The 25148-nt window shown below is 67.9% G+C and carries 25 protein-coding genes and 1 pseudogene; 7 read left to right on the top strand and 19 right to left on the bottom strand.

The genetic code is table 11. The features are described 5' to 3' along the window. The first annotated feature begins 84 nt into the window (after positions 1 to 84). Positions 85 to 933, top strand: coding sequence for a ribonuclease Z (locus tag RCP80_RS08675; protein ID WP_308481941.1), 849 nt, complete (start codon positions 85 to 87; stop codon positions 931 to 933). An 8-nt stretch (positions 934 to 941) separates the two neighbouring features. Here RCP80_RS08675 and RCP80_RS08670 read toward each other — a convergent pair whose 3' ends face one another. Genes RCP80_RS08670 through RCP80_RS08660 form a run of 3 tightly spaced genes read right to left on the bottom strand, consistent with a single transcriptional unit; the run spans position 942 to position 4416 of the window. Continuing rightward, positions 942 to 1781 carry a transglutaminase family protein gene (locus RCP80_RS08670; RefSeq protein WP_308481940.1) on the bottom strand — a complete coding sequence of 280 codons (840 nt, stop codon included), beginning with the start codon at positions 1779 to 1781 and terminating at the stop codon, positions 942 to 944. Between the two features lie 2 nt (positions 1782 to 1783). Next, entirely contained in the window at positions 1784 to 2758 is a 975-nt protein-coding gene (locus RCP80_RS08665; RefSeq protein WP_308481939.1) for an alpha-E domain-containing protein, read from the bottom strand. Next, the gene (locus tag RCP80_RS08660) at positions 2758 to 4416 is read right to left on the bottom strand and encodes a circularly permuted type 2 ATP-grasp protein (RefSeq protein WP_373693472.1); all 1659 of its coding nucleotides are present in this window, start codon (positions 4414 to 4416) and stop codon (positions 2758 to 2760) included. Before RCP80_RS08660 ends, RCP80_RS08665 begins: the two co-directional genes overlap by 1 nt. A gap of 184 nt (positions 4417 to 4600) precedes the next feature. Here RCP80_RS08660 and rpsT point away from each other — a divergent pair, with 184 nt between their 5' ends. Then, entirely contained in the window at positions 4601 to 4861 is a 261-nt protein-coding gene (gene rpsT, locus RCP80_RS08655) for a 30S ribosomal protein S20 (RefSeq protein ID WP_308481937.1), read from the top strand. Here rpsT and holA read toward each other — a convergent pair whose 3' ends face one another. The 11 genes and pseudogenes from holA to RCP80_RS08600 form a co-directional block, all read right to left on the bottom strand. Continuing rightward, positions 4862 to 5839: a DNA polymerase III subunit delta gene (holA, locus tag RCP80_RS08650; protein WP_308481936.1), complete on the bottom strand. Its 978-nt coding sequence runs from the start codon at positions 5837 to 5839 to the stop codon at positions 4862 to 4864. 44 nt (positions 5840 to 5883) lie between these two features. Continuing rightward, positions 5884 to 7371, bottom strand: coding sequence for a ComEC/Rec2 family competence protein (locus RCP80_RS08645; protein ID WP_308482759.1), 1488 nt, complete (start codon positions 7369 to 7371; stop codon positions 5884 to 5886). Positions 7372 to 7385: 14 nt separating this feature from the next. After that, the gene (locus tag RCP80_RS08640) at positions 7386 to 8246 is read right to left on the bottom strand and encodes a ComEA family DNA-binding protein (protein WP_308481935.1); all 861 of its coding nucleotides are present in this window, start codon (positions 8244 to 8246) and stop codon (positions 7386 to 7388) included. A 101-nt stretch (positions 8247 to 8347) separates the two neighbouring features. Beyond that, complete coding sequence (locus RCP80_RS08635; protein WP_308481934.1) at positions 8348 to 9184, bottom strand: DegV family protein; 837 nt, start codon at positions 9182 to 9184, stop codon at positions 8348 to 8350. A 186-nt stretch (positions 9185 to 9370) separates the two neighbouring features. Next, a pseudogene (gene octT / locus RCP80_RS08630) lies at positions 9371 to 10096 on the bottom strand (diglucosylglycerate octanoyltransferase); the annotation flags it as partial. Beyond that, a complete protein-coding gene (gene gpgP / locus RCP80_RS08625) occupies positions 10086 to 10754 on the bottom strand; it encodes a glucosyl-3-phosphoglycerate phosphatase (protein WP_308481933.1) in 669 nt (222 codons plus the stop codon). The pseudogene octT and the gene gpgP, both read right to left, overlap by 11 nt. Next, complete coding sequence (gene rsfS, locus RCP80_RS08620) at positions 10751 to 11152, bottom strand: ribosome silencing factor (RefSeq protein ID WP_308481932.1); 402 nt, start codon at positions 11150 to 11152, stop codon at positions 10751 to 10753. The genes gpgP and rsfS overlap by 4 nt, the downstream gene beginning before the upstream one ends. Then, positions 11149 to 11796, bottom strand: a complete 648-nt coding sequence (gene nadD / locus RCP80_RS08615; protein ID WP_308481931.1) for a nicotinate-nucleotide adenylyltransferase — start codon at positions 11794 to 11796, stop codon at positions 11149 to 11151. The genes rsfS and nadD overlap by 4 nt, the downstream gene beginning before the upstream one ends. A 141-nt stretch (positions 11797 to 11937) precedes the next feature. Further along, positions 11938 to 13380 (bottom strand): vWA domain-containing protein, encoded by a 1443-nt coding sequence (locus RCP80_RS08610; protein WP_308481930.1) that lies wholly within the window; start codon positions 13378 to 13380, stop codon positions 11938 to 11940. 13 nt (positions 13381 to 13393) lie between these two features. Continuing rightward, on the bottom strand, positions 13394 to 14281 hold the full coding sequence (locus RCP80_RS08605) for an AAA family ATPase (RefSeq protein ID WP_308481929.1): 888 nt from the start codon (positions 14279 to 14281) through the stop codon (positions 13394 to 13396). Positions 14282 to 14297: 16 nt separating this feature from the next. Further along, positions 14298 to 15557 (bottom strand): glutamate-5-semialdehyde dehydrogenase, encoded by a 1260-nt coding sequence (locus tag RCP80_RS08600; RefSeq protein ID WP_308481928.1) that lies wholly within the window; start codon positions 15555 to 15557, stop codon positions 14298 to 14300. A gap of 41 nt (positions 15558 to 15598) precedes the next feature. Here RCP80_RS08600 and RCP80_RS08595 point away from each other — a divergent pair, with 41 nt between their 5' ends. Both RCP80_RS08595 and RCP80_RS08590 read left to right on the top strand, forming a co-directional pair. After that, positions 15599 to 16465 (top strand): ribokinase, encoded by an 867-nt coding sequence (locus RCP80_RS08595; RefSeq protein WP_308481927.1) that lies wholly within the window; start codon positions 15599 to 15601, stop codon positions 16463 to 16465. Positions 16466 to 16515: 50 nt separating this feature from the next. Beyond that, positions 16516 to 17121, top strand: coding sequence for a methyltransferase family protein (locus RCP80_RS08590; RefSeq protein WP_308481926.1), 606 nt, complete (start codon positions 16516 to 16518; stop codon positions 17119 to 17121). An 85-nt stretch (positions 17122 to 17206) separates the two neighbouring features. Here the strand turns inward: RCP80_RS08590 and RCP80_RS08585 are convergent, their stop codons facing one another. From RCP80_RS08585 to RCP80_RS08565, 5 genes are all read right to left on the bottom strand, one after another. Next, positions 17207 to 18184, bottom strand: a complete 978-nt coding sequence (locus tag RCP80_RS08585; protein ID WP_308481925.1) for a PDR/VanB family oxidoreductase — start codon at positions 18182 to 18184, stop codon at positions 17207 to 17209. A 134-nt stretch (positions 18185 to 18318) separates the two neighbouring features. Continuing rightward, positions 18319 to 18672, bottom strand: coding sequence for a hypothetical protein (locus RCP80_RS08580; RefSeq protein ID WP_308481924.1), 354 nt, complete (start codon positions 18670 to 18672; stop codon positions 18319 to 18321). An 84-nt stretch (positions 18673 to 18756) separates the two neighbouring features. Beyond that, positions 18757 to 20298: a long-chain-fatty-acid--CoA ligase gene (locus RCP80_RS08575; protein WP_308481923.1), complete on the bottom strand. Its 1542-nt coding sequence runs from the start codon at positions 20296 to 20298 to the stop codon at positions 18757 to 18759. Positions 20299 to 20424: 126 nt separating this feature from the next. After that, on the bottom strand, positions 20425 to 21912 hold the full coding sequence (locus RCP80_RS08570; protein ID WP_308481922.1) for a class I adenylate-forming enzyme family protein: 1488 nt from the start codon (positions 21910 to 21912) through the stop codon (positions 20425 to 20427). A 7-nt stretch (positions 21913 to 21919) separates the two neighbouring features. Then, positions 21920 to 22168, bottom strand: coding sequence for a hypothetical protein (locus RCP80_RS08565; protein WP_308481921.1), 249 nt, complete (start codon positions 22166 to 22168; stop codon positions 21920 to 21922). Between the two features lie 351 nt (positions 22169 to 22519). Here RCP80_RS08565 and RCP80_RS08560 point away from each other — a divergent pair, with 351 nt between their 5' ends. The 3 genes from RCP80_RS08560 to RCP80_RS08550 are packed head-to-tail and all read left to right on the top strand — an operon-like array spanning position 22520 to position 25127. Further along, on the top strand, positions 22520 to 23668 hold the full coding sequence (locus RCP80_RS08560; protein ID WP_308482758.1) for an acyl-CoA dehydrogenase family protein: 1149 nt from the start codon (positions 22520 to 22522) through the stop codon (positions 23666 to 23668). Between the two features lie 2 nt (positions 23669 to 23670). Continuing rightward, a complete protein-coding gene (locus RCP80_RS08555) occupies positions 23671 to 24615 on the top strand; it encodes an LLM class F420-dependent oxidoreductase (RefSeq protein WP_308481920.1) in 945 nt (314 codons plus the stop codon). Further along, complete coding sequence (locus RCP80_RS08550) at positions 24615 to 25127, top strand: acyl-CoA thioesterase (RefSeq protein ID WP_308481919.1); 513 nt, start codon at positions 24615 to 24617, stop codon at positions 25125 to 25127. The genes RCP80_RS08555 and RCP80_RS08550 overlap by 1 nt, the downstream gene beginning before the upstream one ends. The last annotated feature ends 21 nt before the right edge of the window (positions 25128 to 25148 follow it).

The following is a 25148-nucleotide window of genomic DNA, read 5'->3' as shown; positions in this document are numbered from 1 at the left end:
GGGATTCCTCGGCGGCGAAAGGGCAACGGTCCGGGCTTGCGCGATCCGCCCCTAACCGGCGCTCGGATGTGAGATACACGAGGGATGTCGATCGAGATCACGCTGCTGGGCACCGGTAGTCCCATCCCCGATCCGAACCGGGCCGGGCCGGCCACGCTGGTCCGGGCCGGCGGACAGACGGTGCTGGTGGACTGCGGGCGCGGCGTGCTGCAGCGGGCCGCCGCGATCGGCGTCGGCGCCAACACCCTCGATGCGCTGTTGCTCACCCATCTGCACAGCGATCACATCGCCGATCTCGGCGACGTGATCATCACCCGCTGGGTCACCGCATTCCCCTCGGAGTCGCACCCCGCCCCGGCTCCGCTGCCGATCATCGGCCCGCCCGGCACGGCCGCGGTGGTGGCGGCGACGCTCACGGCGTTCGGCTTCGACATCGGCTATCGCATTGCCCATCACGACGACCTGACCGCACCACCTCCGCTGGACGTGCAGGAGTACACCGAGGGCGTGGTGTGGGATCGCGGCGCGGTGCGCATCGTCGCCGGACCCACCGACCACCGACCGGTGGAACCCACCCTGGGGTTCCGGGTGGAATGCGAGGACACCGCAGTGGTGTTGGCCGGCGACACCGTACCGTGCGCCGGCCTGGACGCGCTGAGCGCGGGGGCGGACGCCATGGTGCACACCGTGATTCGCGAGGATCTGGTGCAACTGATGCCCCTGCAACGCTTCAAGGACATCTGCGACTATCACTCGTCGGTGCAACAGGCGGCGGCCACGGCGAAGCGCGCCGGGGTGGGCACGCTGATCCTCACCCATTACGTTCCGGCCCTCGTGCCCGGCCAGGAAGACGAGTGGCGCCGGCTGGCCGCCGCGGAGTTCGACGGGCGCATCGAACTGGGCGACGATCTGCACCGGGTCGAGGTCGGCTGACCGGCGGGTCAGGCCAGCCGGGTGATCTCCACCATCACGTCGAGGTCCGTGGAGCCCTCCCCGGAGTAGATGCCCTTCAGCGGTGTCACATCCGAGTAGTCGCGGCCCACACCGACGCTGATGTACTGCTCGTTGATCTCGGCGTCGTTGGTCGGGTCGTAGTACCACCACTCCCCCGTCCAGGCCTGAATCCAGGCGTGGCTCTGGCCTTCGACGGTATCGCCGATCTCGGCCTCGGCGTGCGGGTGCAGGTAGCCGGAGACGTATCGGGACGGAATTCCCATCCCCCGCAAGAGGATCAGCGTCAGGTGCGCGAAGTCCTGACACACCCCTTTGCCCTCCCGTAGCGCGTCCAGACCCGAGGAGTGCACGCCGGTGGTGCCCGCGACGTACTCCAGTTCCCCGGCCACCCAACGCGACGCCTCGATGACAGCCTGCTGCGGAGTGTGGTCGCGGGCGATGCGCCGTCCGATCCGTTCGAGGCGTTTGCTTGCCGGCGTGAAGTGGGCGGGGCTGAGCATCTCGTCGAATCGGTCGAGGGCGGCCTCGGAGTCCAGATCCGACCACGTCACCTCCAACTCCGGCGCTTCCGGCTTCTCGGTCTCCACCACCGACGAGGCGGTCACCTCGAGTTCGGTGTGCGGTGCGTGCAGATCGAAGGCGGTGACGGCGGTGCCCCAGTAGTCGACGTAGCGGTAGGACCGGGTGGCCGGGACCGTCTCGACCCGGTTGAGGATCACGTTCTGGCGCTGATCCGACCGCGGCGTCAACCTCGCCTCGTTGTACGACGCGGTCACCGCGGACTTGTAGGCATAGCCGGTCGCGTGCACGACGCGCATCCGCCACATGGCTAGATTTCCCCCTCTTCGATGACCAGCGCGTCGTGTCCGGCGTCGGTCCAGGCCACCCACGGCGCGGAGTGGAAATACTGCAGCGCCAACGCTTCTCCGACCTCGAAGCAGGTGGTCTGCAGATCGTCCAACCCGGTTTCCAGCGACTCCAGCAGCACGCCGGGCCGCAGGAACTCCAGCTCGCTGCGAGCGCGGCCCAGCAATCGCTGAGCCTCGTCGGCGGCCCCGACCCGATTGTGTTTGCGATGCTGCAACTCGTCGAGGCTGTGCTCGGCCATCCGCAGCGAGTAGAACACCGAGCGCGGGAAAAGCCGGTCCAGCAGCATGAATTCGACCACCCGTCCGGCATCGAGCACCCCGCGGTAGGTACGCAGATAGGCGTCATGGGCGCCCGCCGACCTGAGCACCGTGACCCAGGCCGGCGACGAGGCGCTGTCCCCGACCCGGGACTGCAGCATCCGCACCGTCATGTCGACGCGTTCGATGGCCCGACCGAGCACCAGGAACCGGTAGCCGTCGTCGCGGGACAGGGTGGAGTCCGCCAAGCCGGCGAACATCGCGGCGCGGCCCTCCACGTAGGCGAGGAACTCGTGCGGACCCAACCGGCGCGCGGCCCGTTCGCGCTCCGGCAACGCGTTGTACGTGGTGTTGAGACACTCCCACATCTCGGTAGAGGTGACTTCCCTTGCGCCGCGGGCATTTTCCCGGGCCGCCGTGATCGCGTCGACAATCGAGCTGCCGCCCTCGACACCGCGGGTGAACGCGACCAAGTCGGTCAGCGACCAGACATCCAGCGGTTCGTCGGGGGGCTCGATGTCGAGGACCCGCAGCAACACCCGCGAGGTGTGGTCCGGGTCGACGCTGGAGTCCTCGAGCAGCTGGTGGATCACCACGTCGAGGATGCGCGCGGTGTCATCGGCCCGTTCGACGTAACGGCCGATCCAGTACAGCGATTCGGCGTTGCGGGCCAACATCAGCCGACCACCCCCTGCTGTTGTTGCTGCTGCTGTTGCTGTTCGCCACCGGCCCGCGGCGCCTTCGGGACCCGGTCGGCCGGTTTGGCCTCGCCGGGCAGCGTGCGCACCAGTTCGGCGGCGGCCAGTTCGCGGTCCGCCGACGACGTCCGCGACGCCAGCACCCAGGTGTCCTTGGAACCGCCACCCTGGCTGGAGTTGACCATCAGCGACCCCTCGGGCAACGCGACCCGGGTCAGGCCGCCGGGCAGCACCCAGATCTCGTCGCCGTCGTTGACCGCGAAGGGTCGCAGGTCGACGTGCCGCGGCGCCAACCGGTCGCCGACCTGGGTCGGCACGGTCGAGAGCTGCACGACTGGCTGGGCGATCCATCCGCGCGGATCCGCCTCGACCTTGCGCCGGATCGCGGCCAGCTCCTTGGCCGAGGCGTCCGGCCCGAAGACAATGCCGTAGCCACCGGAGCCTTCCACCGGTTTGACCACCAGCTCCTCGATCCGGTCGAGCACCTCTTCGCGCTCCTCGTCGAGCCAGCACCGCAACGTGTCGACGTTGGCCAGCAGCGGCTTCTCACCCAGGTAGTAGTCGATGATCGTCGGGACGTACGTGTAGACCAGCTTGTCGTCGCCGACGCCGTTGCCCACCGCCGACGAGATCACCACGTTGCCGGCCCGGGCGGCGTTGACGATGCCCGCCACCCCCAGCATCGAGTCGGGACGAAAATGCATCGGGTCCAGGAACTCGTCGTCGATGCGGCGGTAGATGACGTCCACCTGGCGCTCACCCTCGGTGGTTCGCATGTAGACGGTGTTGTCGCGGCAGAACAGGTCGCGCCCCTCCACCAGCTCGGCGCCCATCTGCCGGGCCAGCAGCGAATGTTCGAAGTAGGCGGAGTTGTACACCCCGGGGGTCAGCACCACCACGGTCGGGTCGGCGGCGTTGGTGGGGGCCGCTTTGCGCAGCGCGCGGAGCAAATGCGACGAATAGTCGCCGACCGCGCGCACCCGGTTGGTGGCGAACAGGTTGGGGAACACCCGGGCCATGGTGCGACGGTTCTCCATCACGTAGGAGACCCCCGACGGGGACCGCAGGTTGTCCTCCAGCACCCGGAACGTGCCCTGCTCGTCGCGGACGAGGTCGATGCCCGCGACGTGGATCCGCACCCCGTTGGGCGGCACGATGCCCGCCGCCTCCCGGTGGAAGTGGTCGCAGGAGGTGACCAGGCGCCGGGGGATCACCCCGTCGCGCAGAATCTCCTTCTCGCCGTAGATGTCGTCGAGATACATCTCCAGGGCGGTGACCCGCTGCTTGATGCCCTTCTCCAGCCGGGTCCACTCCGCGGCCGAGATCACCCGCGGCACCAGATCCAGCGGGAAGGGCCGCTCCTGGCCGGACAGCGAGAACGTGATGCCCTGGTCGACGAACGCGCGACTCAGCGCCTCGGCACGGGCCGCCAACTCCGAGGCATCCGACGGTGCCAGCTCGGCGTAGATCCCCTTGTAGGGTCCGCGGACCGCGCCCTGGGCGTCAAACATCTCGTCGAATGCGTCGGCATAGCAGCCGCGGTCGTTGTAGCCGTCGAAGATCGGCACGTGCTTCTTGGCAGCGCGCGTGGACTTGGATTGTCGTTTGCTCTGGCCCGGCAAAGTTCGCACGCTCATCACCCCCATGCTGCCCCACCGCTGCGGTATCGGCAGGCCAGCCGAGCAATCGCGACCACGGACGCGGCGCGCTTTGGGGGTTTATCGGCCGAACTGGTAACCTGAACAGTCGCTGCCCGCTGCCGGGCAGGTGGAGATTGCTCCCGCCCATACCCAGCTTTTGAGAATTAGAAGGAACTGACGCGTGGCCAACATCAAGTCGCAGGAAAAGCGCAACCGCACCAACGAGCGCGCCCGTCTGCGCAACCAGTCGGTGAAGTCCTCACTTCGCACGGCTGTCCGTGGGTTCCGCGAGGCCCTCGAGTCCGGCGATAAGGACACCGCAGCCCAGCTGCTGGTGGCGACCACTCGTCAGCTGGACAAGGCTGCCAGCAAGGGTGTCATCCACAAGAACCAGGCCGCCAACAAGAAGTCGGCGCTGACCCTGGCTCTCAACAAGCTCTGATCAGTTGTTCCTGGCCAATTCGGCCACGGCCCGCACCGTCGACTCCAGCGCGTAATCGGGGTCGGCGGCCGCGCCTTTGACGTCCGCGTTGAGCGCCGCAACCAGGCGCAGCGCGCTGGCGACCCGGTCCCGGGACCAACGCCGCGACTGTTTCTGCGCCTTCTGGATGCGCCACGGCGGCATGCCGAGTTCACCGGCCAGTCGATAGGGATCCCCCGACAGCGGAGCCACCCGCGCGATGGTGTGCACGGCCTCGGCGAGCGCGTCGGCCAGTACCACCCGCGGCTCGCCGGCGAGCATCGCCCAGCGCAGCGCCTCGGCCGCACCCTCCACATCACCCACGATCGCCTTGTCCGCGATGTCGAACCCTTTGACCTCGGCTTTGCCGCTGTGATAGCGGCGCACCGCGGCGGGGTCCACCCGGCCATCGGTGTCGGCGACCAACTGCGAACAGGCCGCGGCCAGTTCCCGGATGTCGGATCCCACCGCGTCGAGCAGCGCGGTCACCGTCTCGTCGCTGACCTTGATCTTGAGGGTGCGGAACTCGCCGCGGATGAACTCGGCGCGTTCGCTGACCTTGGTGATCTTGGCGCACGGATACACCCTTGCCCCGACTTCGCGCAAACGGGTGGCCAATGCCTTCGCCCGGCCCCCGCCGGAGTGCACCACCACCAGTTCGGTGCCCGCCGGCAGATCGGCGGCCGCGGTCGCGATCAGCCCGACGGCATCCTTGCCGGCCTCCCCCGCCGCCTCCAGCACGACGATGCGCTCATCGGCGAACAGCGACGGGCTGAGTAGTTCGGCGAGCTCGGAGGTGCTGACGTCGCCGGCGCGCAGCCGGCTGACCGGGATGTCGGAGGCGCCGACCTGGGCGCCGGCGCGCGAGCGCGCGTCGCGGGTCACCGCGGCGATGGCGCGATCGATGAGCAGTTCCTCATCGCCGAGCACGAGATGCAGTCCGGGTACCTGTGCGCTCACGCCGACGATGGTGTCACACGCCGCCGACGACCCGCCAAGTCCGCTCACCCGAGGCCGGCGATCGCCCACGCCGCGGCCACCATCGCCAAGCAGCCCAGCGCAATCCGCCCGCGCCGGTGGCCGCTGCAGAGCACCCCGGCCACCGCCGCGGCCGCGAGGGTGAGTACCCCGACGGCGCCGGCGGGCACCGGCACCGCGGCGTGCGGCACCGCCGCGGTCCACCGCGCAACCTGCAGCAGCCACCACAGTTCCGGACCGGTGAACCGGATCAGCAGCCGGGCCGCGGCGGGCCACAGTGGGCTCAGGGCCGCGGCCGCGGTGCCGAACAGCGTGATGGGCGCGATCACCACCGTGACCAACAAATTGGCCAGCACGGCAACCAGACTGAGCGTCCCGGAAATCCCGGCGACCAGGGGTGCGGTGACCAACTGCGCGGCCACCGCCATGCACAGCGCGTCGGCCAGCGGCTTGGGCCAGCCGCGCCCGACCAGTCGCAGCGACCACCGCGGCGCCAGCACGATGAGCGCCGCGGTGGCCGCCACCGAGAGTGCGAATCCGATGTCGACCGCCAACTGCGGCGCGACGATCAGCAGCACCAGCACCGCGCCGGCCAGTGCCGGGATGGCTTGCCTGCGTCGCGCCGTCAGTAACGCCAGCAGGGCGATGGCCCCCATCACCGCGGCGCGCAGCACGCTGGCGGTGGGCTGGACCACCACCACAAACGCGATCAGCGCCAGCCCGGCCAGGACCACCGCGATGCGGGGCCCGAAGAATCCGGCGACCAACAACACCGCGCCGCACACGATGGTGACGTTGGCGCCCGAGACTGCCGTCAGATGGGTGAGCCCCGCAACCCGGAACTGCTGGGTCGCCGTCGGCGGCACCGCCGAGGTGTCACCGAGCACCAGCGCGGGCAGCATCGCCGCCTGATCCGCGGGCAGCACCTCCCGCGCCCGCTCGGCGAGCCGGCCGCGCGCCGTGCCGGCCGCCCGTTGCAGAAGCGAAGCCTCACCGAGTGTCGGAGCACCGCTGGCATTGAGCGCCGCGACGGTCAGATCGCGACGGGTGGGCTTGCTGATCCGCGCCCGGAATCGCAGCGGCTGCCCGACGCCGATGCCGTGGTAATGCGACACCGGCGCGAAAACCACCACCCGGCCCCGGGTTTGGACGTTGTCGACCAGCCGGAGGTCCGCCTTGATCAGCAACCGACCCCCGCCGATCGTCAGCGGGGACTCCGAGGGCACCACGGTGACGGTGGCCGCCGAGCCGAAGCGTTCGACCACCGGGTGCTGACGCACACTGGTGCTGCGCAGGTTGACCGCGACGCTGAAACCCATCCCGACCACGGCCGCTGCCGCCACGACTGCGCCCGCGACCCGCGCCGTCTCCCGCTCGCGGGGCAGCGCGCACCACAGCGCGCCCGCGCCGGCCCCGACCGCCAGGCACACGCCGGTCAGCACCGCTCCGATATCCCAGCAGATTCCCGCGGCGGTGACCGCCCATGCGGTCAGGGCCGCCGGAACCAGCCGCAGGTCGGGGCGTTCATTCACACCCGCACCAGATCGCGCAGCCGTTGCAGCCGCGCGGGTCCGATCCCGTCCACCTCGCCGAGCTGATCCACACTGGCGAACGCGCCGTGCTCCTCGCGCCACGCCACGATCGCCGCGGCGGTCACCGGTCCGATCCCGGGCAGCTCGTCGAGTTGCGCCTCGGTCGCGGCGTTGAGATCCACCGGCCCCTGCGGCTCACCGCCGGCGGGCTCCTTGGCGGTGGCCTTGTCACCTCCCGTCCTGGCGGCCGGGGCCGTCGCGCCCCCGACCGAACTGCCCAGCCCCGGCGGTGCGCCCGGCACCGGGGAGATGCCGACCACCACCTGCTCTCCGTCGTTGAGGTGCCGAGCCATGTTCAGCCCGACGGTGTCGGCGCCGGCCAATGTGCCCCCCGCGGCGGTGAGCGCATCGGCCACCCGCGCCCCCGGCGTGACCGTGACGAGTCCGGGCTCCTGCACCAGGCCGACGACACTGACGATCACCGGTTGCTCCGGCCGCGCCGTCGTGCTGGTACTGGGCCGGACACTGTCGGACGCCACCATTTCCACGGGCGGCAGCTTGGCCGAGACCACCGGCGCGGGTTCGTTGCGGATCAGGGTGAACACCGTCACCAGCACCGCGAGCGCCGCGACCACCGCCAGAGCCATTCCGCCCGCGCGGCCCGGATCGGCCCGGGCGGCGGCGACCCACCCGCGTAGCGTGCTGTCCCCACCCGCCCCGGCGTCCGGCAGCCAGCGCGGGGTGAGATCGCGGGGATCGCCGTCCGCGTCGTCGTCGGCGTCGTCGGCCGCATCGGTGTCGGTGCCCTCGGCCCGGAGCCGACGCTGCAGACGGTCCGCGGGAAGCTCGGTAGCCATGGCGCCGACGCTAGAGCGGCGCGGCGACGTCCGACGCTCGCCGACCCGCGGCGACCGAGTGGCTGTGGATCAAGGCGGGGCTGTGGACAAACCCCGGCGCGTTACTCGGTATCGGGTACGTCCGCGACCACCGCGACGGCGCCGGCCCCGACATGCAGCGCCAGCACCGGACCGAGCTCGGTGATCACCGCCGGCGGGCAGGCGGGCAGGCGCTCTGCCAGCGCGGCGGCCACTTCTGCAGCCCCGTCTGGGTTGGCCACGTGGTGCACCGCCAGCCCGGCCGAACGCGTGCCGACCACCTCGCTGACCCGGTCGATCATTGTCGCGATCGCCTTGCTGGGGGTCCGGACCCGTTGGGCCAGCACCAATTTGCCGTCGTCGATGCGCAGCAGCGGTTTGAGCGACAGCGCGGTGCCCAACCAGGCCGCCGCGCCCCCGATCCGACCGCTGCGGCGCAGGTTGTCCAGGCGGTGCACGACGATGTAGCCGTGCCCCCGGCCGACCGCGGAGCGGGCCTGGGCCGCCACGGATTCCCGGTCCGCCCCGGCGGCGGCCGCGCGGGCCGCGGCGACGGCGACGAAACCCGTGCCCATGGCGGTGGACCGGGAATCGATCACCGTCACATCGGTTCCGAGTTCCGCGGCGGCCTGTTCGGCGGCTCCGAAGGTGCCCGACAAGGCCGCCGACAGGTGCACCGCCACCACCCCGGCGCCGGCGCTGTCCGTCAGGGCCCGCTGATAGGCGGCACGCAGTTCGGCCGGACTGGCCCCGGCGGTGCTGGCCTGGCGCTCGTGGATGTCGGCCGGCACGTCGTCGACGCCGTCGCGCAGATCCGTCCCGTCCAACAGGATGTGCAGCGGAACCACCCGGATGTCATGCGCGGCAGCCATTTCGGCGGGCAATCGGGCGGCGGAATCGGTGACGACGATGACCGGCACCGGTTAACCGTCCGGTTCGACGAGCGGTGTAGTTCCGCGAGGAAGAGGCCGGGCGTCAACGGCACCGTCCGGTTCGACGAGCGGTGTAGTTCCGCGAGGAAGAGGCCGGGCGTCAACGGCACCGTCCGGTTCGACGAGCGGTGTAGTTCCGCGAGGAAGAGGCCGGGCGTCAACGGCACCGTCCGGTTTCTCGCGCGCGACGGCCAATGCCTTGAGCATCAACTCGGCCACCGCCTCGTGTGCTTCGAAGTTCCAGTGGATGCCGTCGGGGTTGCCGCGGCCGCTGAAGATCTCGTCGGCGACGGCCTCCTTCAGATCCACCAGCGGCACCTCGTGTTCGGCAGCCCACGCGGTGATCGCCGCGACGGTGCCCGCGCGGCCGCGGTGCGATTTTCCGTAGCTGTCGGCGAGGTGCACACTCGGCAGCGACGCCACCATCGGGATCCCGGGCCGGTTGAAGTCGATTGCGCCGCGGGTCATCTCGAGGTACTCGGCACTCAGATGCGGGGGCAGCGCGGGTCTGGCCACCGGCGAGAGCCGCGGCTGCAGCCAGCCGTAACCATCGCGAACCCACCGCCGCAGTCGGGATGGGCGGACGTACCGAATCGACTCGCGCAGCGCGGTCGGCAGCGGTGACGGCAGCGAATCCATGCCGCAGGTTGCGAAGATCACCGCGCCGGCCCGCGGCAGCGCCGCCCACGACCGGGGGTCCTGGGTGGCGGCCCACCACACGTCCCGGCAGGTCCAGCCGATCCGCCCGATCAGCTCGAGATCCCAACCGAGTTCGCGGGCAACGATATTGGGCCAGATGCGCGGATCGTCGGCGGGCAGACCGCCGGTGGGTCCGTAATAGGCCAGGGAGTCGGCGAACACCAGCAGCGTGGGGCGGGTCCCGGTGGCGTCAGAGGACATCGTTGGCCACCTGCGCCGAGGCGTTCCAGACGTCCAGCCGCCACTTGATGTCCTCGAAGGCGGCGTCCGGCGGGGAGTGTCCGGCCAGCTGCACCCAGCTGGCGTTGCCCATGCCGCCCAGGATCGGCCAGTTGTCCACCGGGATGCCGAGCAGGGCCGCGGTCAGCGCGGCGATCAGACCGCCGTGCGCCACCAGCACCACCGGCCGATCGGACTCGTCGGCTCCCCAGTCCTGCTGGCGGGCAACGAGTTCGGCCACCAGCGGCACCCCCCGCTCGGCGACGTCGACCCTGCTCTCGCCACCGTGCGGGGCCCAGCGGGCGTCCTCGCGCCACGCCAACCTGGCCCCCGGGGCCGCGTGGTCGACCTCGAGATGCGTCAACCCCTGCCAGTCGCCCAGATGCGTTTCGCGCAGCCGTTTGTCCACCTCGACGGGAACCCCGGCGCGCTCCCCCAGGGTGACGGCGGTGTCGTAGGCGCGGCGCAGGTCCGAGGACACGATCAGCAACGGCCGCCGCGTGCCCAGCACTTCAGCGGCCGCGACCGCCTGGGCCCGGCCGAGTTCGGACAGCTCGGTGTCGAGTTGGCCCTGCATGCGGCTGCCGGCGTTGTACTCGGTCTGGCCGTGGCGAAGCATCACCAGGCGGCGGATTCTCACTGCTGATCCTCGTCGGGTGCCTCGTCGGATTCGGGGGTGTCGCCGAGGTCGACGGGCACCACCGGGCAGTCCCGCCACAACCGGTCCAGCGCGTAGAACTCGCGTTCGTCGCGGTGCTGGACGTGCACCACCACGTCGATGAAGTCGAGCAGTACCCAGCGGCCTTCGCGGGTGCCCTCGCGTCGCGCCGGCTTGTTGCCGGCCAGCCGCATCTTCTCCTCGACCTCGTCGACGATGGCGTTCACCTGGCGGTCGTTGGCCCCGGTGGCGATGACGAAGCAGTCGGTGATCACCAGCTGTCCCGAGACGTCGATCGCCACCACATCCTCGGCCAGTTTGGCGGCGGCCGCCCGGGCGGCCACGGTGGCCATCTCTAGGGCTTCGTCGGTCGCGGTCATGCATTCACCTCGGGGGTCGGAACGGCGTTCGGATGGTTGCGGTACAGCCCGCGCTTGGCCACGTACTGCACCACTCCGTCGGGCACCAGGTACCAGATGGGCCGCGATTGCGCGGCCCGGTTGCGGCAGTCGGTGGACGAGATCGCCAGCGCCGGGATCTCGACCAGGGTCAGCGCCTCGGCCGGCAGTTCGGCCATGGCCTCGGTGATGTGTTTGCCGTCGAGTTCGAAACCGGGCCGACTGACGCCGATGAACTTGGCCAGGGAGAACATCTCCGACCAGTGCTGCCAGCTCAGGATCGAACCGAGCGCGTCGGCGCCGGTGATGAAGTACAGCTCGGCGCCGGGATTGGCGGCCTGCAGGTCGCTCAGGGTGTCCCTGGTGTAGGTCGGTCCGCCCCGGTCGATGTCGACGCGGCTGACCGAGAAGCGCGGGTTGGAGGCCGTGGCGATCACCGTCATCAGGTAGCGGTCCTCAGCCGGGGTGACGGATCGGCCCTGCTTCTGCCAGGGCTGTCCGGTCGGGACGAACACGACTTCGTCGAGGCCGAACAGGTCGGCGACCTCGCTGGCGGCGACCAGGTGTCCGTTGTGGATGGGGTCGAATGTCCCACCCATCACGCCCAGCCGTCTGCTGGGCCTCATCCCGGCCGGTTGCACGATAGGCCAGCTTACTGGAGCGTTTGCAGGCGATCCGCCCACGCACATGCCGAGCGAGACTGCGTTGTGGTCCGGCGCAGCGGCGGGTCGCGGATGAAATGGCCGGGTCGACGTCTGCGGTCGCGCTCAGACCGGCAGCAGATTGTCGATCACCGAGGCCAGCTGCTTGGCCGAGCGGCATTCATGCATGGTGATGACGTCCTGGTAGCGCGGCACCACCGAGTCGCCGCTACCCCACAGGTGCCGCGGCTCCGGGTTGAGCCAGTGCGCGTGCCGGCTGGCGCTGACCATGCGGCTGAGCAGCTCCAACTCCGGGTTGCGGTAGTTGTTGCGGCCGTCGCCGAGGATCAGCAGCGAAGTGCGCGGCGAGAGCACATTGGGGAACTTGTCCAGGAACGAGACGAACGCGTGCCCGTAGTCGCTGTGCCCGTCGCGGGTGTAGACCTCGGACTCGCGGGTGATGCGCTGCACGGCGACCGCCAGGTCGGCGTCGGGGCCGAACAGATGCGTCACCTCGTCGGTGGTGTCGATGAACGCGAAGACCCGAACCCGGGAGAACTGCTGGCGCAGCGCGTCGACCAGCAGCAGGGTGAAGTGGCTGAACCCGGCCACCGAGCCCGACACATCGCAGAGCACGACGAGTTCCGGCCGGGCCGGGCGCGGCTTGGCCAGGACGACGTCGATGGGCACCCCGCCGGTGGACATCGACTTACGCAGCGTCTTGCGCAGGTCGATCTGCCCGTGGCGGTGCCGGCGACGCTTGGCGGCCAGCCGGGTGGCCAGGGTGCGCGCCAACGGGGCCACGGTCTTGCGCATCTGCTTGAGCTGTTCGCCGGAGGCCCGCAGGAACTCGACGTTCTCGGCCAGCTGCGGGATGCCGTACATCTGGACGTGGTCACGCCCGAGTTGCTCGGCGGTACGTCGCTTGGTCTCGGACTCCACCATCTTGCGGATCTGCGCAATGCGCTGGGCAGCAAGGGATTTGGCGATCTCCTCCTGCGTGGGGGTGGGACTGTCGCCGTAGCCCGCGAGCAGGCCGGCCAGCAGCTTGCCCTCGAGTTCGTCCAGAGCCATCGATTTGAGCGCCTGATAGCTCGAATACGACGGGCCCCGGCTGGAGTTGTATTTGCCGTACTGCTCCACGATCTGGGCGATCATCGCGGCCAGCCGCGAGTCCATGGTCGCCAGGTCCTCGTTGTCCGCCAGCAGGTCGAGCAGCATGGCCCGCATGGCCTCGACGTCCTCGGGCGGCAGCCCCTGCGGTTCGGCGTCCGGCTCGGACTCGTCGGTGAGCGCCGTGCGGTCACCGAGGGCCGCGGGCCACCACAGATCGAACATCGCATCGTAGGTTTCGCGGTGGTCGGCGCGGCGCAACACCGCACACGCCAGGCCCTCGCGCAGCACCTCACGGTTGCCCATACCGAGGGTCGCCATCACCTTGCCGGCGTCGACGGTTTCCGACGGCCCCACCGAAATGCCTTGGGTGCGTAAGGCTTCGACGAAGCCCACCAGATGGCCGGGCAGCCCGTGCGGGGCCAACGGCTGGGCGGGGCGGATGCGCTGTTCCATGAGTATGAGACCGCTAGTTGAGCCGAAGCTCGGCTGTCGCCTTGGTCTGATCGGACTGGTGTTTGAGGACCACGCCGAGGGTCGCGGCGATGGTCGCGTCGTCGATGGTGTCCATTCCCAGCGCCAGCACCGTGCGGCCCCAGTCGATGGTCTCGGCCACCGACGGCACCTTCTTGAGCTGCATGCCGCGCAGCACGCCGATGATCCGCACCAGCTCCTCGGCCAGCTTCTCGGGCAGTTCCGGCACCCGGGACAGCAGGATCTTGCGTTCCAGTTCGGCGTCCGGGAAGTCGATGTGCAGGAACAGGCAGCGCCGCTTGAGCGCCTCGGACAGCTCCCTGGTGGCGTTCGAGGTGAGCACCACGAACGGTTTGCGCTCGGCGGTGATGGTGCCCAACTCCGGCACGGTGACCGCGAAGTCGGACAGCACCTCCAGCAGCAGGCCCTCGATCTCGATGTCGGCCTTGTCCGTCTCGTCGATCAGCAACACGGTCGGCTCGGTGCGCCGGATGGCGGTCAGCAGCGGGCGTTGCAGCAGGAACTCCTCGCTGAACACGTCCATCTTGGCCTGGTCCCAGTCACCGCCGCCGGCGGCGTTGGCGGTCTGGATGCGCAGGATCTGCTTGGCGTGGTTCCACTCGTAGAGCGCACGCGCCTCGTCGACGCCCTCGTAGCACTGCAGCCGCACCAGACCGGCCCCGGTCGACTGCGCGACCGCCCGCGCCAGTTCGGTCTTGCCGACGCCGGCGGGCCCCTCGACCAGCAGCGGCTTGCCCAGCTGATCGGCCAGGAACACCGCCGTGGCGGTGGCGGTGTCGGGCAGGTAGCCGGTCTCGGTGAGTCGGCGGGCCACATCGTCGATGTCGGTGAACAACGGCGCAGGCAGAGCAGGGGTGTTCAAAGGAAGCTCCTAGTTATCAGGCGGGCCTGGTGTGACCGTCTCCCCAAACGATCCACTTGCTCGAGGTCAGTTCCGACAATCCCATGGGACCGCGGGCGTGCAATTTCTGGGTCGAGATACCGATCTCGGCACCGAATCCGAACTGCTCCCCGTCGGTGAACGACGTCGAGGCGTTCACCATCACCGCCGCGGCGTCCACCTGCTCGGTGAACCGTTGGGCCGCAGCAAGGTCGGCGGTCACGATGGCCTCGGTGTGGCCGGTACCGTACTCGTTGATGTGCGCGATCGCCGCGTCGACACCGTCGACCACGGCGACCGCCAGGTCCAGCGACAGGAACTCGGCGCGCAGCTGCTCCTCGGTCGGATGGTCGTGCACGGCGACCCCGGCTCCGGCCAGCGCCGCGGTCAGCCGGGGCAGCGCGGTGTCGACCAGCGCCCGGTCGATCAGCAGGGTTTCGGCGGCGTTGCACACGCTCGGCCGCCGCGTCTTGGAATTCAGCAGGATCCGTTCGGCGACATCGATGTCGGCGGCCTCGTGAATGTAGACGTGGCAGTTACCCACGCCGGTCTCGATGGTGGGCACGGTCGCATCGCGCACCACGGCGTCGATCAGACCGGCTCCGCCGCGCGGGATCACGACGTCGACCAGTCCGCGGGCCTGGATCAGGTGCGTGACGCTGGCGCGGTCGGCGCTGGGCAGCAGTTGCACGGCGTCGGCGGGCAGACCTTCGGCGATCAATGCGTTGCGCAGCACCGTCACCAGCGCCGCATTGGACCGCGCCGCCGAGGAACTGCCGCGCAGCAGCACGGCGTTGCCGGATTTCAGCGTCAGCCCGAACGCGTCCACGGTGACGTTGGGTCGGCCCTCGTAGACGATGCCGACGACGCCCAGCGGCACGCGTTGCTGGCGCAGTTGCAGTCCGTTGGGCAGCGTGCGGCCGCGCAGTACCTCGCCGACCGGGTCCGGCAGTCCCGCGACCTGGCGCAGGCCGGCGGCGATGCCCTCGACCCGCTGCGGGTTCAGCGCCAGCCGGTCGAGCATGGCCTCCGGGGTCCCGCTGTCGCGCGCGGTCCGCAGGTCCTCGGCGTTGCCGGCCAGAATGTCCTCGACCGCGGCCAGCACGGCATCGGCCGCAGCGTGCAGCGCGCGGTCCTTGATCGTTGTCGTCAATGCGGCCACCGCGCGCGATGCCACCCGGGCGCGGCGGGCGGCGTCGTGCACCTCGGTACGCAGGTCGGTCGCGGTATCCGAAAGCGTCGCAGCTTGCAGATTCATTAGCCCAGCGTATCCGGTATTCGGCGGGTTAGCCTGGCCGGGTGGTGCGGGTATCGGTGCTGGGCAGCGTCAACCTCGACTCCGTGTACGCGCTGGGCGCGCTGCCGCGACCAGGCGAAACGCTGTTGGCCTCGGAGCTGACGGTAGGTCCCGGCGGCAAGGGCGGCAACCAGGCGGTGGCGGCCGCCCGCGCCGGGGCGCAGGTCCAGCTGATCGCCGCGCTCGGTGACGACGCCGCCGCGCACCAGCTGCGGGCGCATCTGCAGGCAAACGGGGTGGGCATCGACGGCCTCAGCACCCTGCCGGTGCCCAGCGGCACCGCGGTCATCCTGGTCGATCAGCACACCGCCGAGAACCTGATCGTGGTCGCGCCGGGCGCCAACGCGCACCTGACGCTGGATTCGCAACGCGTGCGCGATCTCGTCGCGGACTGTGACGTGCTGTTGATCCAGTTGGAGATTCCGGTGTCGACGGCGCTGGCGGCGGCGCGGCAGGCCAAGTCGGCCGGGGCGACCGTGATGCTCAACGCCTCGCCGCGCGGCACCGATGCGGCGGCGCTGGCCCAGTTGGCGCGCGAGGTGGACGTGGTGGTGGTCAACGAAACCGAGGCGACGGATTGGCGGTGGCCGGTGCCGCACCTGGTGACCACGCGCGGGGCTCGGGGCGCGACCTATGTCGGCACCGACGGCGAGTTCACGGTGGGCTCGCCGCCGGTCGAGGCGCTCGACTCCAGCGGCGCCGGTGATGTTTTCGCCGGCGTGCTGGCGGCCGGCTGGGCGCGGGATCGACGGCACGCGCTGCGCCGGGCCTGTGCGGCGGGGGCGCTGGCGACCCTGACCGAGGGCGCGGGCGACTGCGCCCCGACCGCCGAAGCCATCGAGGATGTGCTCGCGCTGGAGCCCAACTGAGCCGGCTGCCGTCGGCCCCGTCCGTACCCGCAGACACTAAGATTCAGCGCATGCCGGTCGTCGCGCTTGCGCTGTTCGCCGCCTTCGCCGCGGTCGGATTCGGCTGGCGCAGTTGGGTGCAGTGGCGTCATACCGGCTCGACGGGTTTCAACGGCGTCAGCGGACGGCCCGGTTCACCGGAGTGGTTTGCCGGTGCCGGGTTCCTGGTGTCCATCGCCGCCGCGGTCGCGGCCCCGGCGCTGCAGTGGGCGGGTGTCGTCGCCCCCATCGCGGCGCTGCAGCTACCGCCGATCCAGTGGCTGGGGATCGCGTTGGCGGTGCTCGGCATCGGGGGTACCGCGACCGCCCAACTGCAAATGGGCGACTCCTGGCGGATCGGCGTCGATCCCGGCGAGACAACCGCTTTGGTGCGTACCGGGGTGTTCGGCTGGGTCCGCAACCCCATTTTCACGGCCATGCTGGTGTTCGGCGCCGGCATCGCCCTGGTCACCCCGAACGGGGTGGCGATCCTCGGCTTCCTGCTGTTGCTGATCACCATCCAGATGCAGGTGCGGCTGGTGGAGGAGCCGTATCTGCTTACCCGACACGGCGAGTCCTACCGCGACTATCTGGTCGGCGTGAGTCGGTTCCTCCCCGGGATCGGCCGCCGCACCTAGGCCTCTGGCACCTCACGCTCGATTGCGTCAACCAGATCCGGGCCGACATGTCCGAGGCGGCGCAGCTCCTTGTCGAATCGCCGGGCTACAGATCGAGAACCAGCTTTGTGGTCCGGGCTCGCCCCACACAAATGAGCATCGTGCCCTCCTGGTCGTGTTCCTTGGGGGTCATCAAGTACCCCCGGTGATCCGGCTGGCCGTGGAGGACTCGTGTTTCGCAGGTTCCGCAATAGCCCTCTTCACAAGACGACACGATTTCCGTCCCGGCGGCCCGCACCGCCTCCAGAATGCTCTGGTCCGCCGGCACGGTCACCGCGATGCCGGACCGTTCGAGCACGACCGTGAATGGAGAATCCTCGTCGCCTTCAGCTGCCAGTTCGGCATCGGATGCCGCACCAAACCGTTCGAGATGAAGCCGGTTCGAGACGCCGGCGGCTACGCACTCTTGGCTCACTGCCGCCAGCATGGGCGCGGGCCCGCAACAGTACAGCCGACTGTCAGGGGTCATGGTCGCCACTATGCGGCGCAGGTCCGGGAGCCCATGCTCGTCCTCCGGCAGGACGGTCACCTGCTCCGGATAGGAGGTACCGAGTTCGGCGGCGAATGCCATCGACGACAAACTGCGCCCACCGTAGATCAGCCTCCACAGGGTGCCGCGCGCCTGGAGTTGATCAATCATTGCCTTGATCGGGGTGATGCCAATCCCACCAGCAACCAGCACGTATTCGGATGCGGGAACTAGAGGGAAATGATTTCGTGGGCGGGAGCTGTCGATCTCGTCTCCGACACTCAACCGATCGTGAATCTCCGCGGACCCGCCGCGACCGTCCGGTTGGCGCAGGACGCAGACGGTATAGGTGTCCCGCGAGCGCAGATCCCCACACAACGAGTATTGCCGCCGCATGCCCGAGTGAAGGTGTAGCTCAATATGGGCACCCGGCTCCCAGTTCGGCAGCTCGCTACCGTCTGCCGCGGCCAGACCCAGCATGGCGACATCGTCGGTCAGCTGCGTCTTTTCTACGAGCGTGAGCCTCAGCGAGGAGATTTCACTGTTCACCAACATCATTACCACCTCTGTAGGGGGATGCGGATCGTCGGCTGCACGACGGGGGAACCGGTTCAGCCTCCGCAGGATTGACGTCCCGCAGCATCTCGGCTGCGGGCGTGGTGCGCGTCAGAGCGCTTGGGCCGTAACCGTCATCGCGACGGCTCGACGGTGAACGCGGCAGGTACCTGCGCGTTGACGACGATTACCCCCAACTCACTGGCATCCATTTCCGCCAGGAGGCGTACCACCCGGCTTTCCTCGATCTGCACCGGTTCGTAGTCGGTGCCGTAATCGAAGACCATCGACACCGAGGGCGGGAACCACACGGTGCGATGCCCGGCGGGTTGTCTGTCGAGGCCGTTATCGAAGCCAACGAAAGTCGCAGGGAAGCCGCATCCCCGTTGGAAGCGACGAATGGCAGCGACCTGCAGGGTCGCGATCTGCTCGATATTTGTCGTCCAAGTGCGCAGGACCAAATCCGCCCCGGCTCTGATCTCGATCAACTACCACTCCCTTCACACCATGCCCTGTGCTGGGCATTTATTGACGCTGAGGCCACTCCGAGGATGCCCTGGATACCCGGTCGGTTAGCGTTGCGTGGACTCCAGCGAATACTGTTCGCGCAGTAACCGTTTGAGCACCTTCCCGGCGGCTGACATCGGTAGTACATCGACGAATGCCACGCTGCGCGGAATCTTGTAGCCCGCCATGCGCTCGCGGCAGAACCCTTGCAGCTGCGCCTCGGTGACCGCTGCGCCGGCACGAGTGACGACGACGGCGTGTAAGCGCTCGCCCCACTTGTCATCCGGCACACCGATAACGGCACACTGCGCGACAGACTCCTGCTGGGCGAGTACGTTCTCGACTTCCGCAGAGTAGACGTTCTCGCCGCCGGTGATGACCATGTCCTTGATTCGATCGACGATGAACACGTAGCCGCGCTCATCCATATACCCGGCGTCACCGGTGTGCATCCACCCGTCGCGTAGCACCGCCGCGGTGTCCGCGGGCCTGTTGAGATAGCCGAGCATGACGTTGTCTCCGCGCACCGCGACTTCGCCGATGCTTCCACGCGGAAGTTCCTTGTCGTCCTCGTCGATGATTCGGACTTCGACGTGGGCCGCGGGCAGTCCGCAGGATCGTTCCAATGCCGGGTCATCGTGGTCTTCAGGTGACAGCATGCATGCGACCGGCGAAAGTTCGGTCATCCCGTAGGCCTGTATGAATCTCGCGCTGGGAAATCGTTCCCGGACTCGGTGCAGCAGCGGTTGCGAGATCGGCGAAGCCCCATAGGAAATGTGCTGCACGCTATCGACGTTGGCCGTGGACACGTTCTCGTGCTCGAGCAGCATGTGCATCATGGTGGGCACCAGTCGCAGGTCGTTGACACGGTGCGTTTCGATCGCCTCCAGCACCGCGTCGGCCGAAAACGCCGGAACAATCACGTGGGTGCAATAGCTCAGTAATGCCGCGGTCCAGCCCGACAGTGCGCCGAGGTGGAACATCGGAGCAGCATGGAGCACCCGCCCATTGCGTGTCAGAAAGTCGGTGGTGGCAATGCTTCCCGTCGCCGAGGTCAACATGTTGCGGTGGCTGAGCATCACGCCCTTGGGATGCCCGGTCGTGCCGCCGGTGTAGAAAATGCCGAACAGATCGTCACCGTGCCTGCCCGAATCTGGGATACCCACCGAATTGTCGATGAGCTCCTCGTAATCGAGCATTCCAGCCGGACACGCGCCGTCGCCGCAGTAGATCACCGTCGTCAAGCCCTCATATCGCGCACGCAACGCCGGCACCATCGCCAAGAAGACCTCATCGACGAACAGCCACCGGGTGTCGGATTCCCGCAGCGCATAGCTGATCTCGTCGGGATTCCATCTGACGTTGCAGGGATTGACGACCGCTCCAGCCCACGGCACCGCCAGCAGGTATTCGTGGTAGCGGTCGCTGTTGTGACCCAACATCCCAACGCGCGAGCCCTGGCTGACGCCCAGCGACCGCAGCGCACCGGCGAGTCGGGCGATGCGATCGGCGGACTCGGCAACGGTGCGGATACGCGTGCCGAAGATGGTGTGCGGGCGCTCAGGATGACGTTGTAGCGTGCGATGCAGCGCAGCTGTCATGTACATGTTGAGAACTCCTCCAGTGCCGCTGCGCACGGCCCGCCGTCTCGTACCGGGTCGTGTGGTGCAATGTCCACGTCACCGACTATCGTTGCGGCGCAGTGGATGCGGCCATGGGATGCGGGGTCGGGTTTACGTCGATTCGCTCAGTCGTCGCCGTAGTTCGCGGCGCAGCAGCTTGCCCGTATCGGAGTAGGGTAACTCGCCGACAAAGTGCACATCGTGTGGCGTGCGTGACGAGCGCAGTCGGCTTTTCACCCACTGACGAACATCGTCGGCTCCTAGGCTTGAGCTGTTCGAGATCACGAAGGCGACGACTTTCTCGCCCCACTCGGCGTCGGGGGCACCGATCACGGCCGCATCCGAGATTGCCGCGTGCTCGAGAAGGACGTCTTCGATTTCCCCAGGCGACATATTCTCGCCGCCGCGCACTATCACGTCGTCGAGCCGGCCCTCCAGGAACAGATAGCCATCCGAATCGAGGTATCCCCCATCGTTGGTGGGAAACCAGCCACCGTCGGAGACGCGCGGGTCGACCCCCGAATACTCCCCGGCGACTTGAGCGCCGCGCACCCAGACCTCTCCGCTCACCTCAGGTGCGACGCAGTTGCCCTCGGGGTCCCGGATGTCGATCTCGATGTCGCCGATCGGACGCCCCACCGAGCCGAGCCGACGACGGATACGGCTGTCCGTGGAGCCGAAGGCTTCCCGATGATCGTCGGGTCCCAGTAGGGCGATCGTGGAGCTGGTCTCGGTCAATCCGTAGGCGTTGACGAATGAGACATCCGGAAGCAGGCGCATGGCCTGTTCGATCACCGGCACCGGCATCCGGCCACCGCCGTAGGACAGGTGACGCAGGCTGGGTAATGCCACCTTGTCGCGGGTGAGCAGGTCCACTATCCGCGTGAGCATGGTCGGTACCACCATCGCGTGGGTGATTTGCTCGCTCATGACCGCCGAAATCCAGCTTTCCGCGGTGAAGTTGGGAAGTTGGACCACCCGCCGGCCCGCATACACAGCCGACAGCACAGAAGCGACACCGGCGACGTGATAGGGCGGGACGCTCACCAGCGCCGCCTCGTCTTCCCCCGCACCGCCGAACTCCACGGTCGCCAACACGTAGGAGCTCAGATTGCGATGCCGGAGCACGGCGGCCTTCGGCACCCCTGTCGTGCCGCTGGTGAACAAGCGCACAGCGACGTCGTCCGAGTCACCCGGCACGATGAGCAGTTCATCGGGGTCGGCGGATGTCACGAGCAGATCCGCCGCGGCGATCACCGGGCCTGCGCCCGCGGATAGCTGCCCGTAGCCGGCTCCAGCGACCAGCGCGGTGCGGTCGAGCCGTGCCAACAGCGCAGCAATGGCATCCTCGGCGAGTCGGTAATTGATTGGCGAATATGGAACGCCGGCCAACGCGGCGCCGAAGAGGGTCACCGGCACCGCGGGGCTGTTCTCGTCGACGAGGGCGACGTGGCTCACCGATTCCGCGGCGAACTTGCGCGACGCCTGCGTGGCCAGGTCCAACAGACCACGAAATGACAAACCATCGACGGCGCTGCCGTATGCGGTGCGATCGCCGAATCCCTCGGCGCTCATCTCGAGCAGTGTTGCGATATTCATGGGCCGCTCAGTCCGAGGGTGGCAACGGTTTGGCACCCTGTTGAACCAGCGGTGTGTCTTCGAACGCCAGCGATCCCGCGCCTGCCTTGGTGCACAGCACTTCCAGGCCCGAGCCGTCACACACATAACGCTTACCCAACAACGTGCCGTCTTGCGCGTCCTCGCTGAGCACCACACCTGTCGGGGCGGTCTCGTTGGGGCCGAGCATCGGGACTCCGCCACAGCGGATCTCGCCCGGCCCGTTCGGCGGCTTCACGATAATGATCCCGGTATCACACACCGCGCTGTGAAGGCGAGTGCCAGCTTTTAGCTCCACCTTGTACTTTCTCCTCAATCATGTTGCAGACCTGTGCCATTGGTAGCCCCCACAGGCCGGGCACGTCTGAAATGCGGGCCGCCACGAGTCGTCGTTGCGACGCGGCCAGTCACTCCTCACCAGAGTGCTCTTCTCAAGAATGCGTTGAATGTGCCGTCACGGAATCCGTACCGGTACGGACGACTCAGCTCACGTGTCGCAATAGCGTCGTCTCTATTATCCGGCCCGGTTGGCGGCATCCAAACGTCAACCACCGCCCCACCGACGACAATTGGAACGCAATCTATGACATTGAGTCGAACCTGCTTCGAAGAGCCGCACGAGCTCTTCCGAGGGCTCGCGCGCAGCTTTGCCGAGCGCGAGCTGGTTCCCAACCGCGACCTCTGGGAGGACGCTGGGATTGTCGACCGCTCGCTGTTCGAGGCGGCGGGGAAGTCGGGTCTACTGGGCACTGCGGCACCTATTGAGTTCGGCGGCGAAGGAGAGCCCGACTTCCGCTACAACGCGGTGCGCATCGAAGAATTCGCCCGCGCTGGTGTCTTGACACCCGGTCAGGGCATCGGCATGCACACCGATGTCGCCCTGCCGTATTTCTTGAAGTTCACCAACGACGACCAGAAGCGGCGGTGGTTGCCGGGCCTGTGCAACGGCGAACTCATCGCCGCCGTCGCGATGACCGAACCCGGCGCCGGCTCAGACCTGGCGGGCCTGTCGGCTCGTGCCGTCCGGGACGGCGATGACTACGTCCTCAACGGAACGAAGACGTTCATCTCGAACGGCATTCTGTGCGACATCGTGATCGTGGTCTGTCGCACGGGAGGACGCGGTGTCAACGGGCTCAGCCTGATCGCTGTCGAGCGTGATACCCCGGGGTTCGGCCGAGGCCGCAATCTCAAAAAAATCGGATTGCACTCCCAGGACACCGCCGAGTTGTTCTTCGAAGACGTTCGCGTTCCTGCGGCCAACCTTCTCGGCGAAGAGAATCGGGGTTTCTACTACCTCATGGATGGCCTTGCCCAGGAGCGTTTGTCCATCGCGTTGGGCGCCGTCGCGCAGTCTGAGGCCGCGCTCGAAGAAACTCTTGCCTATGTAAAACAACGTCACGCTTTCGGTCAACCCATCGCGTCGTTCCAGAACAGTCGGTTCCTGCTCGCATCCCTGCGCACGGAAGTCGACATCGCCCGTGTCTACGTTGACCGTCAACTCGCCGCCCATGTCGCCGGCGAACTGAGCGGCGAGGATGCTGCCGCGGCCAAATGGTGGACGACGGAGTTGAGCTTCAGATTGATCGACTCCTGCCTACAACTGCACGGCGGCTGGGGTTACATGGAGGAGTATCCGATAGCGCAGCACTGGCGGGACTCCCGCCTCTTCCGGATCGCCGGGGGCACAACAGAAATCATGAAGGAAATCATCGGCCGGCGAGTGCTGGGAGTTTGATGGTGACTGTCAGCAACCCAGTGGAAAACCCCGCAGCCGCCAACGACAAATCGGCCGGCCTTCAGTTCGGTCTGCAGATGGTGGTCGGCACCCGGCATTACGCAGCAGTCGGCGCGATCGCCGAAGAAGCGGGCTTCACCAGCCTGCATGTACCCGACCACCTCGTGTACCCCGACCGCATGCCGGCGGACTACCCGTACTCCGACGACGGCATCTTGCGTCTCGACGGGGTCGAACTACTCTCACCCAATCTGGCGTGCTACGACCCGTTCGTTCAACTCGGCTTTCTTGCCGCAGCTACGCAGACTGTGCGGCTCACGACCGCCGTCTGCATAGCTCCGCTCTACCATCCGCTGGCGTTGGCCCGTTCGCTGGCGACCGTTGACCGGATGTCAGGTGGTCGGATCGATCTCGGGCTGGGGGTAGGCTGGCTGGCCGCCGAGTTCAATGCGGTCGGCGCTGCTTTCCACAACCGCGGCCGACGCACCGACAGCATCATCGAAATCCTCCGTCGGTTGTGGACCGAAGATGTCATTGATTTCGAAGACGAGTACTACCGGTTTGGCCCGATCCGGTTCAATCCCAAGCCGTTCAATCGGACCGCCATTCCCATCCATGTCGGTGGATCATCGCCTGCTGCCTTGAAGCGCGCGGGTCGATTGGGCGACGGCTGGATCGAGATCGGTTCCAGCAGCATCGAGGACTTCACCGCGATGCTGGCCGTCGTGAACCAGGCGCGTGCCGACGCCGGCCGAGCCGACAAGCCGTTCGAGATCACGACGACGGCCGTTCGCTACGACACGGTCGATGACTATCGGCGGCTGGCCGACCTGGGTGTGTCCCGCGTCGTCGCCGTGCCGGCTATCGGCGCTGACCGTCCCCGTACCCCGGACTCGTTCAGGGACTGGGCTCTGCGTTTCCGCGACAACGTAATGGCGAGGGTGTGATGGCGTTGCAGACCGATACCGCCGACTTGGATGCCACTGAGTTCGCGTGGAAGCGCACAGTCAGCGCACCATCGGCCAGCGAGGGGGGTGTCGTCCCCGGTATCGACCTGGTGGCCATGCTGAACGACGCCGCAACCGATCTCGTCGTCGAGTTGTTCGGTTCGACCGATCTCACGTCGTTGGCTGAACTTGCGGTCCGACCAGTTCTGCGGGGAATCAGTGCAGTTTTCGAAGCCCCCCTCACGCCAGGCACACCGGTCTTCGTGGGTGCCACCTTGGGATCGTTGGCGCGCCGCTCCTTCGAGCTCAGATCTGGTGTCTGGATAGCACAAACTCGTCAGCTCGTCGCCCGCGGCGGTGCGACGTTCGTCGTCGTCGACGCGCAATCACGAAAATCGGTTGCCGTGCCCGAACACGTCACCGAGGCGCTCTTGCGTCTGCGGCCGGCTTTGGGCACGGCCGCGCAGTCTTCAGCCAGCAATAAATCTGATACCGCAAGTCCGCACGCGTAGCGGCGAACTGGAGAGGAACAC

It is taken from the genome of Mycolicibacterium sp. MU0053, from assembly GCF_963378095.1.
Classification (GTDB): Bacteria; Actinomycetota; Actinomycetes; order Mycobacteriales; family Mycobacteriaceae; genus Mycobacterium; species Mycobacterium burgundiense.
Note: the sequence above shows the minus strand (reverse complement) of the source record. Positions and strands in the feature narration are given on the sequence as shown.

Bases quoted from the DNA above. Each gene is read 5' to 3' on its own strand.
- RCP80_RS08585 (WP_308481925.1), bottom strand. From the start codon at position 18,184: ATGTTGGTGAACAGTGAAATCTCCTCGCTGAGGCTCACGCTCGTAGAA.
- RCP80_RS08610 (WP_308481930.1), bottom strand. From the start codon at position 13,380: ATGGAACAGCGCATCCGCCCCGCCCAGCCGTTGGCCCCGCACGGGCTG.
- RCP80_RS08675 (WP_308481941.1), top strand. From the start codon at position 85: ATGTCGATCGAGATCACGCTGCTGGGCACCGGTAGTCCCATCCCCGAT.
- RCP80_RS08640 (WP_308481935.1), bottom strand. From the start codon at position 8,246: ATGGCTACCGAGCTTCCCGCGGACCGTCTGCAGCGTCGGCTCCGGGCC.
- RCP80_RS08600 (WP_308481928.1), bottom strand. From the start codon at position 15,557: ATGAATCTGCAAGCTGCGACGCTTTCGGATACCGCGACCGACCTGCGT.
- RCP80_RS08665 (WP_308481939.1), bottom strand. From the start codon at position 2,758: ATGTTGGCCCGCAACGCCGAATCGCTGTACTGGATCGGCCGTTACGTC.
- rsfS (WP_308481932.1), bottom strand. From the start codon at position 11,152: ATGACCGCGACCGACGAAGCCCTAGAGATGGCCACCGTGGCCGCCCGG.
- RCP80_RS08550 (WP_308481919.1), top strand. From the start codon at position 24,615: ATGGCGTTGCAGACCGATACCGCCGACTTGGATGCCACTGAGTTCGCG.
- RCP80_RS08570 (WP_308481922.1), bottom strand. From the start codon at position 21,912: ATGAATATCGCAACACTGCTCGAGATGAGCGCCGAGGGATTCGGCGAT.
- RCP80_RS08575 (WP_308481923.1), bottom strand. From the start codon at position 20,298: ATGTACATGACAGCTGCGCTGCATCGCACGCTACAACGTCATCCTGAG.
- RCP80_RS08590 (WP_308481926.1), top strand. From the start codon at position 16,516: ATGCCGGTCGTCGCGCTTGCGCTGTTCGCCGCCTTCGCCGCGGTCGGA.
- RCP80_RS08660 (WP_373693472.1), bottom strand. From the start codon at position 4,416: ATGAGCGTGCGAACTTTGCCGGGCCAGAGCAAACGACAATCCAAGTCC.
- nadD (WP_308481931.1), bottom strand. From the start codon at position 11,796: ATGAGGCCCAGCAGACGGCTGGGCGTGATGGGTGGGACATTCGACCCC.
- RCP80_RS08670 (WP_308481940.1), bottom strand. From the start codon at position 1,781: ATGTGGCGGATGCGCGTCGTGCACGCGACCGGCTATGCCTACAAGTCC.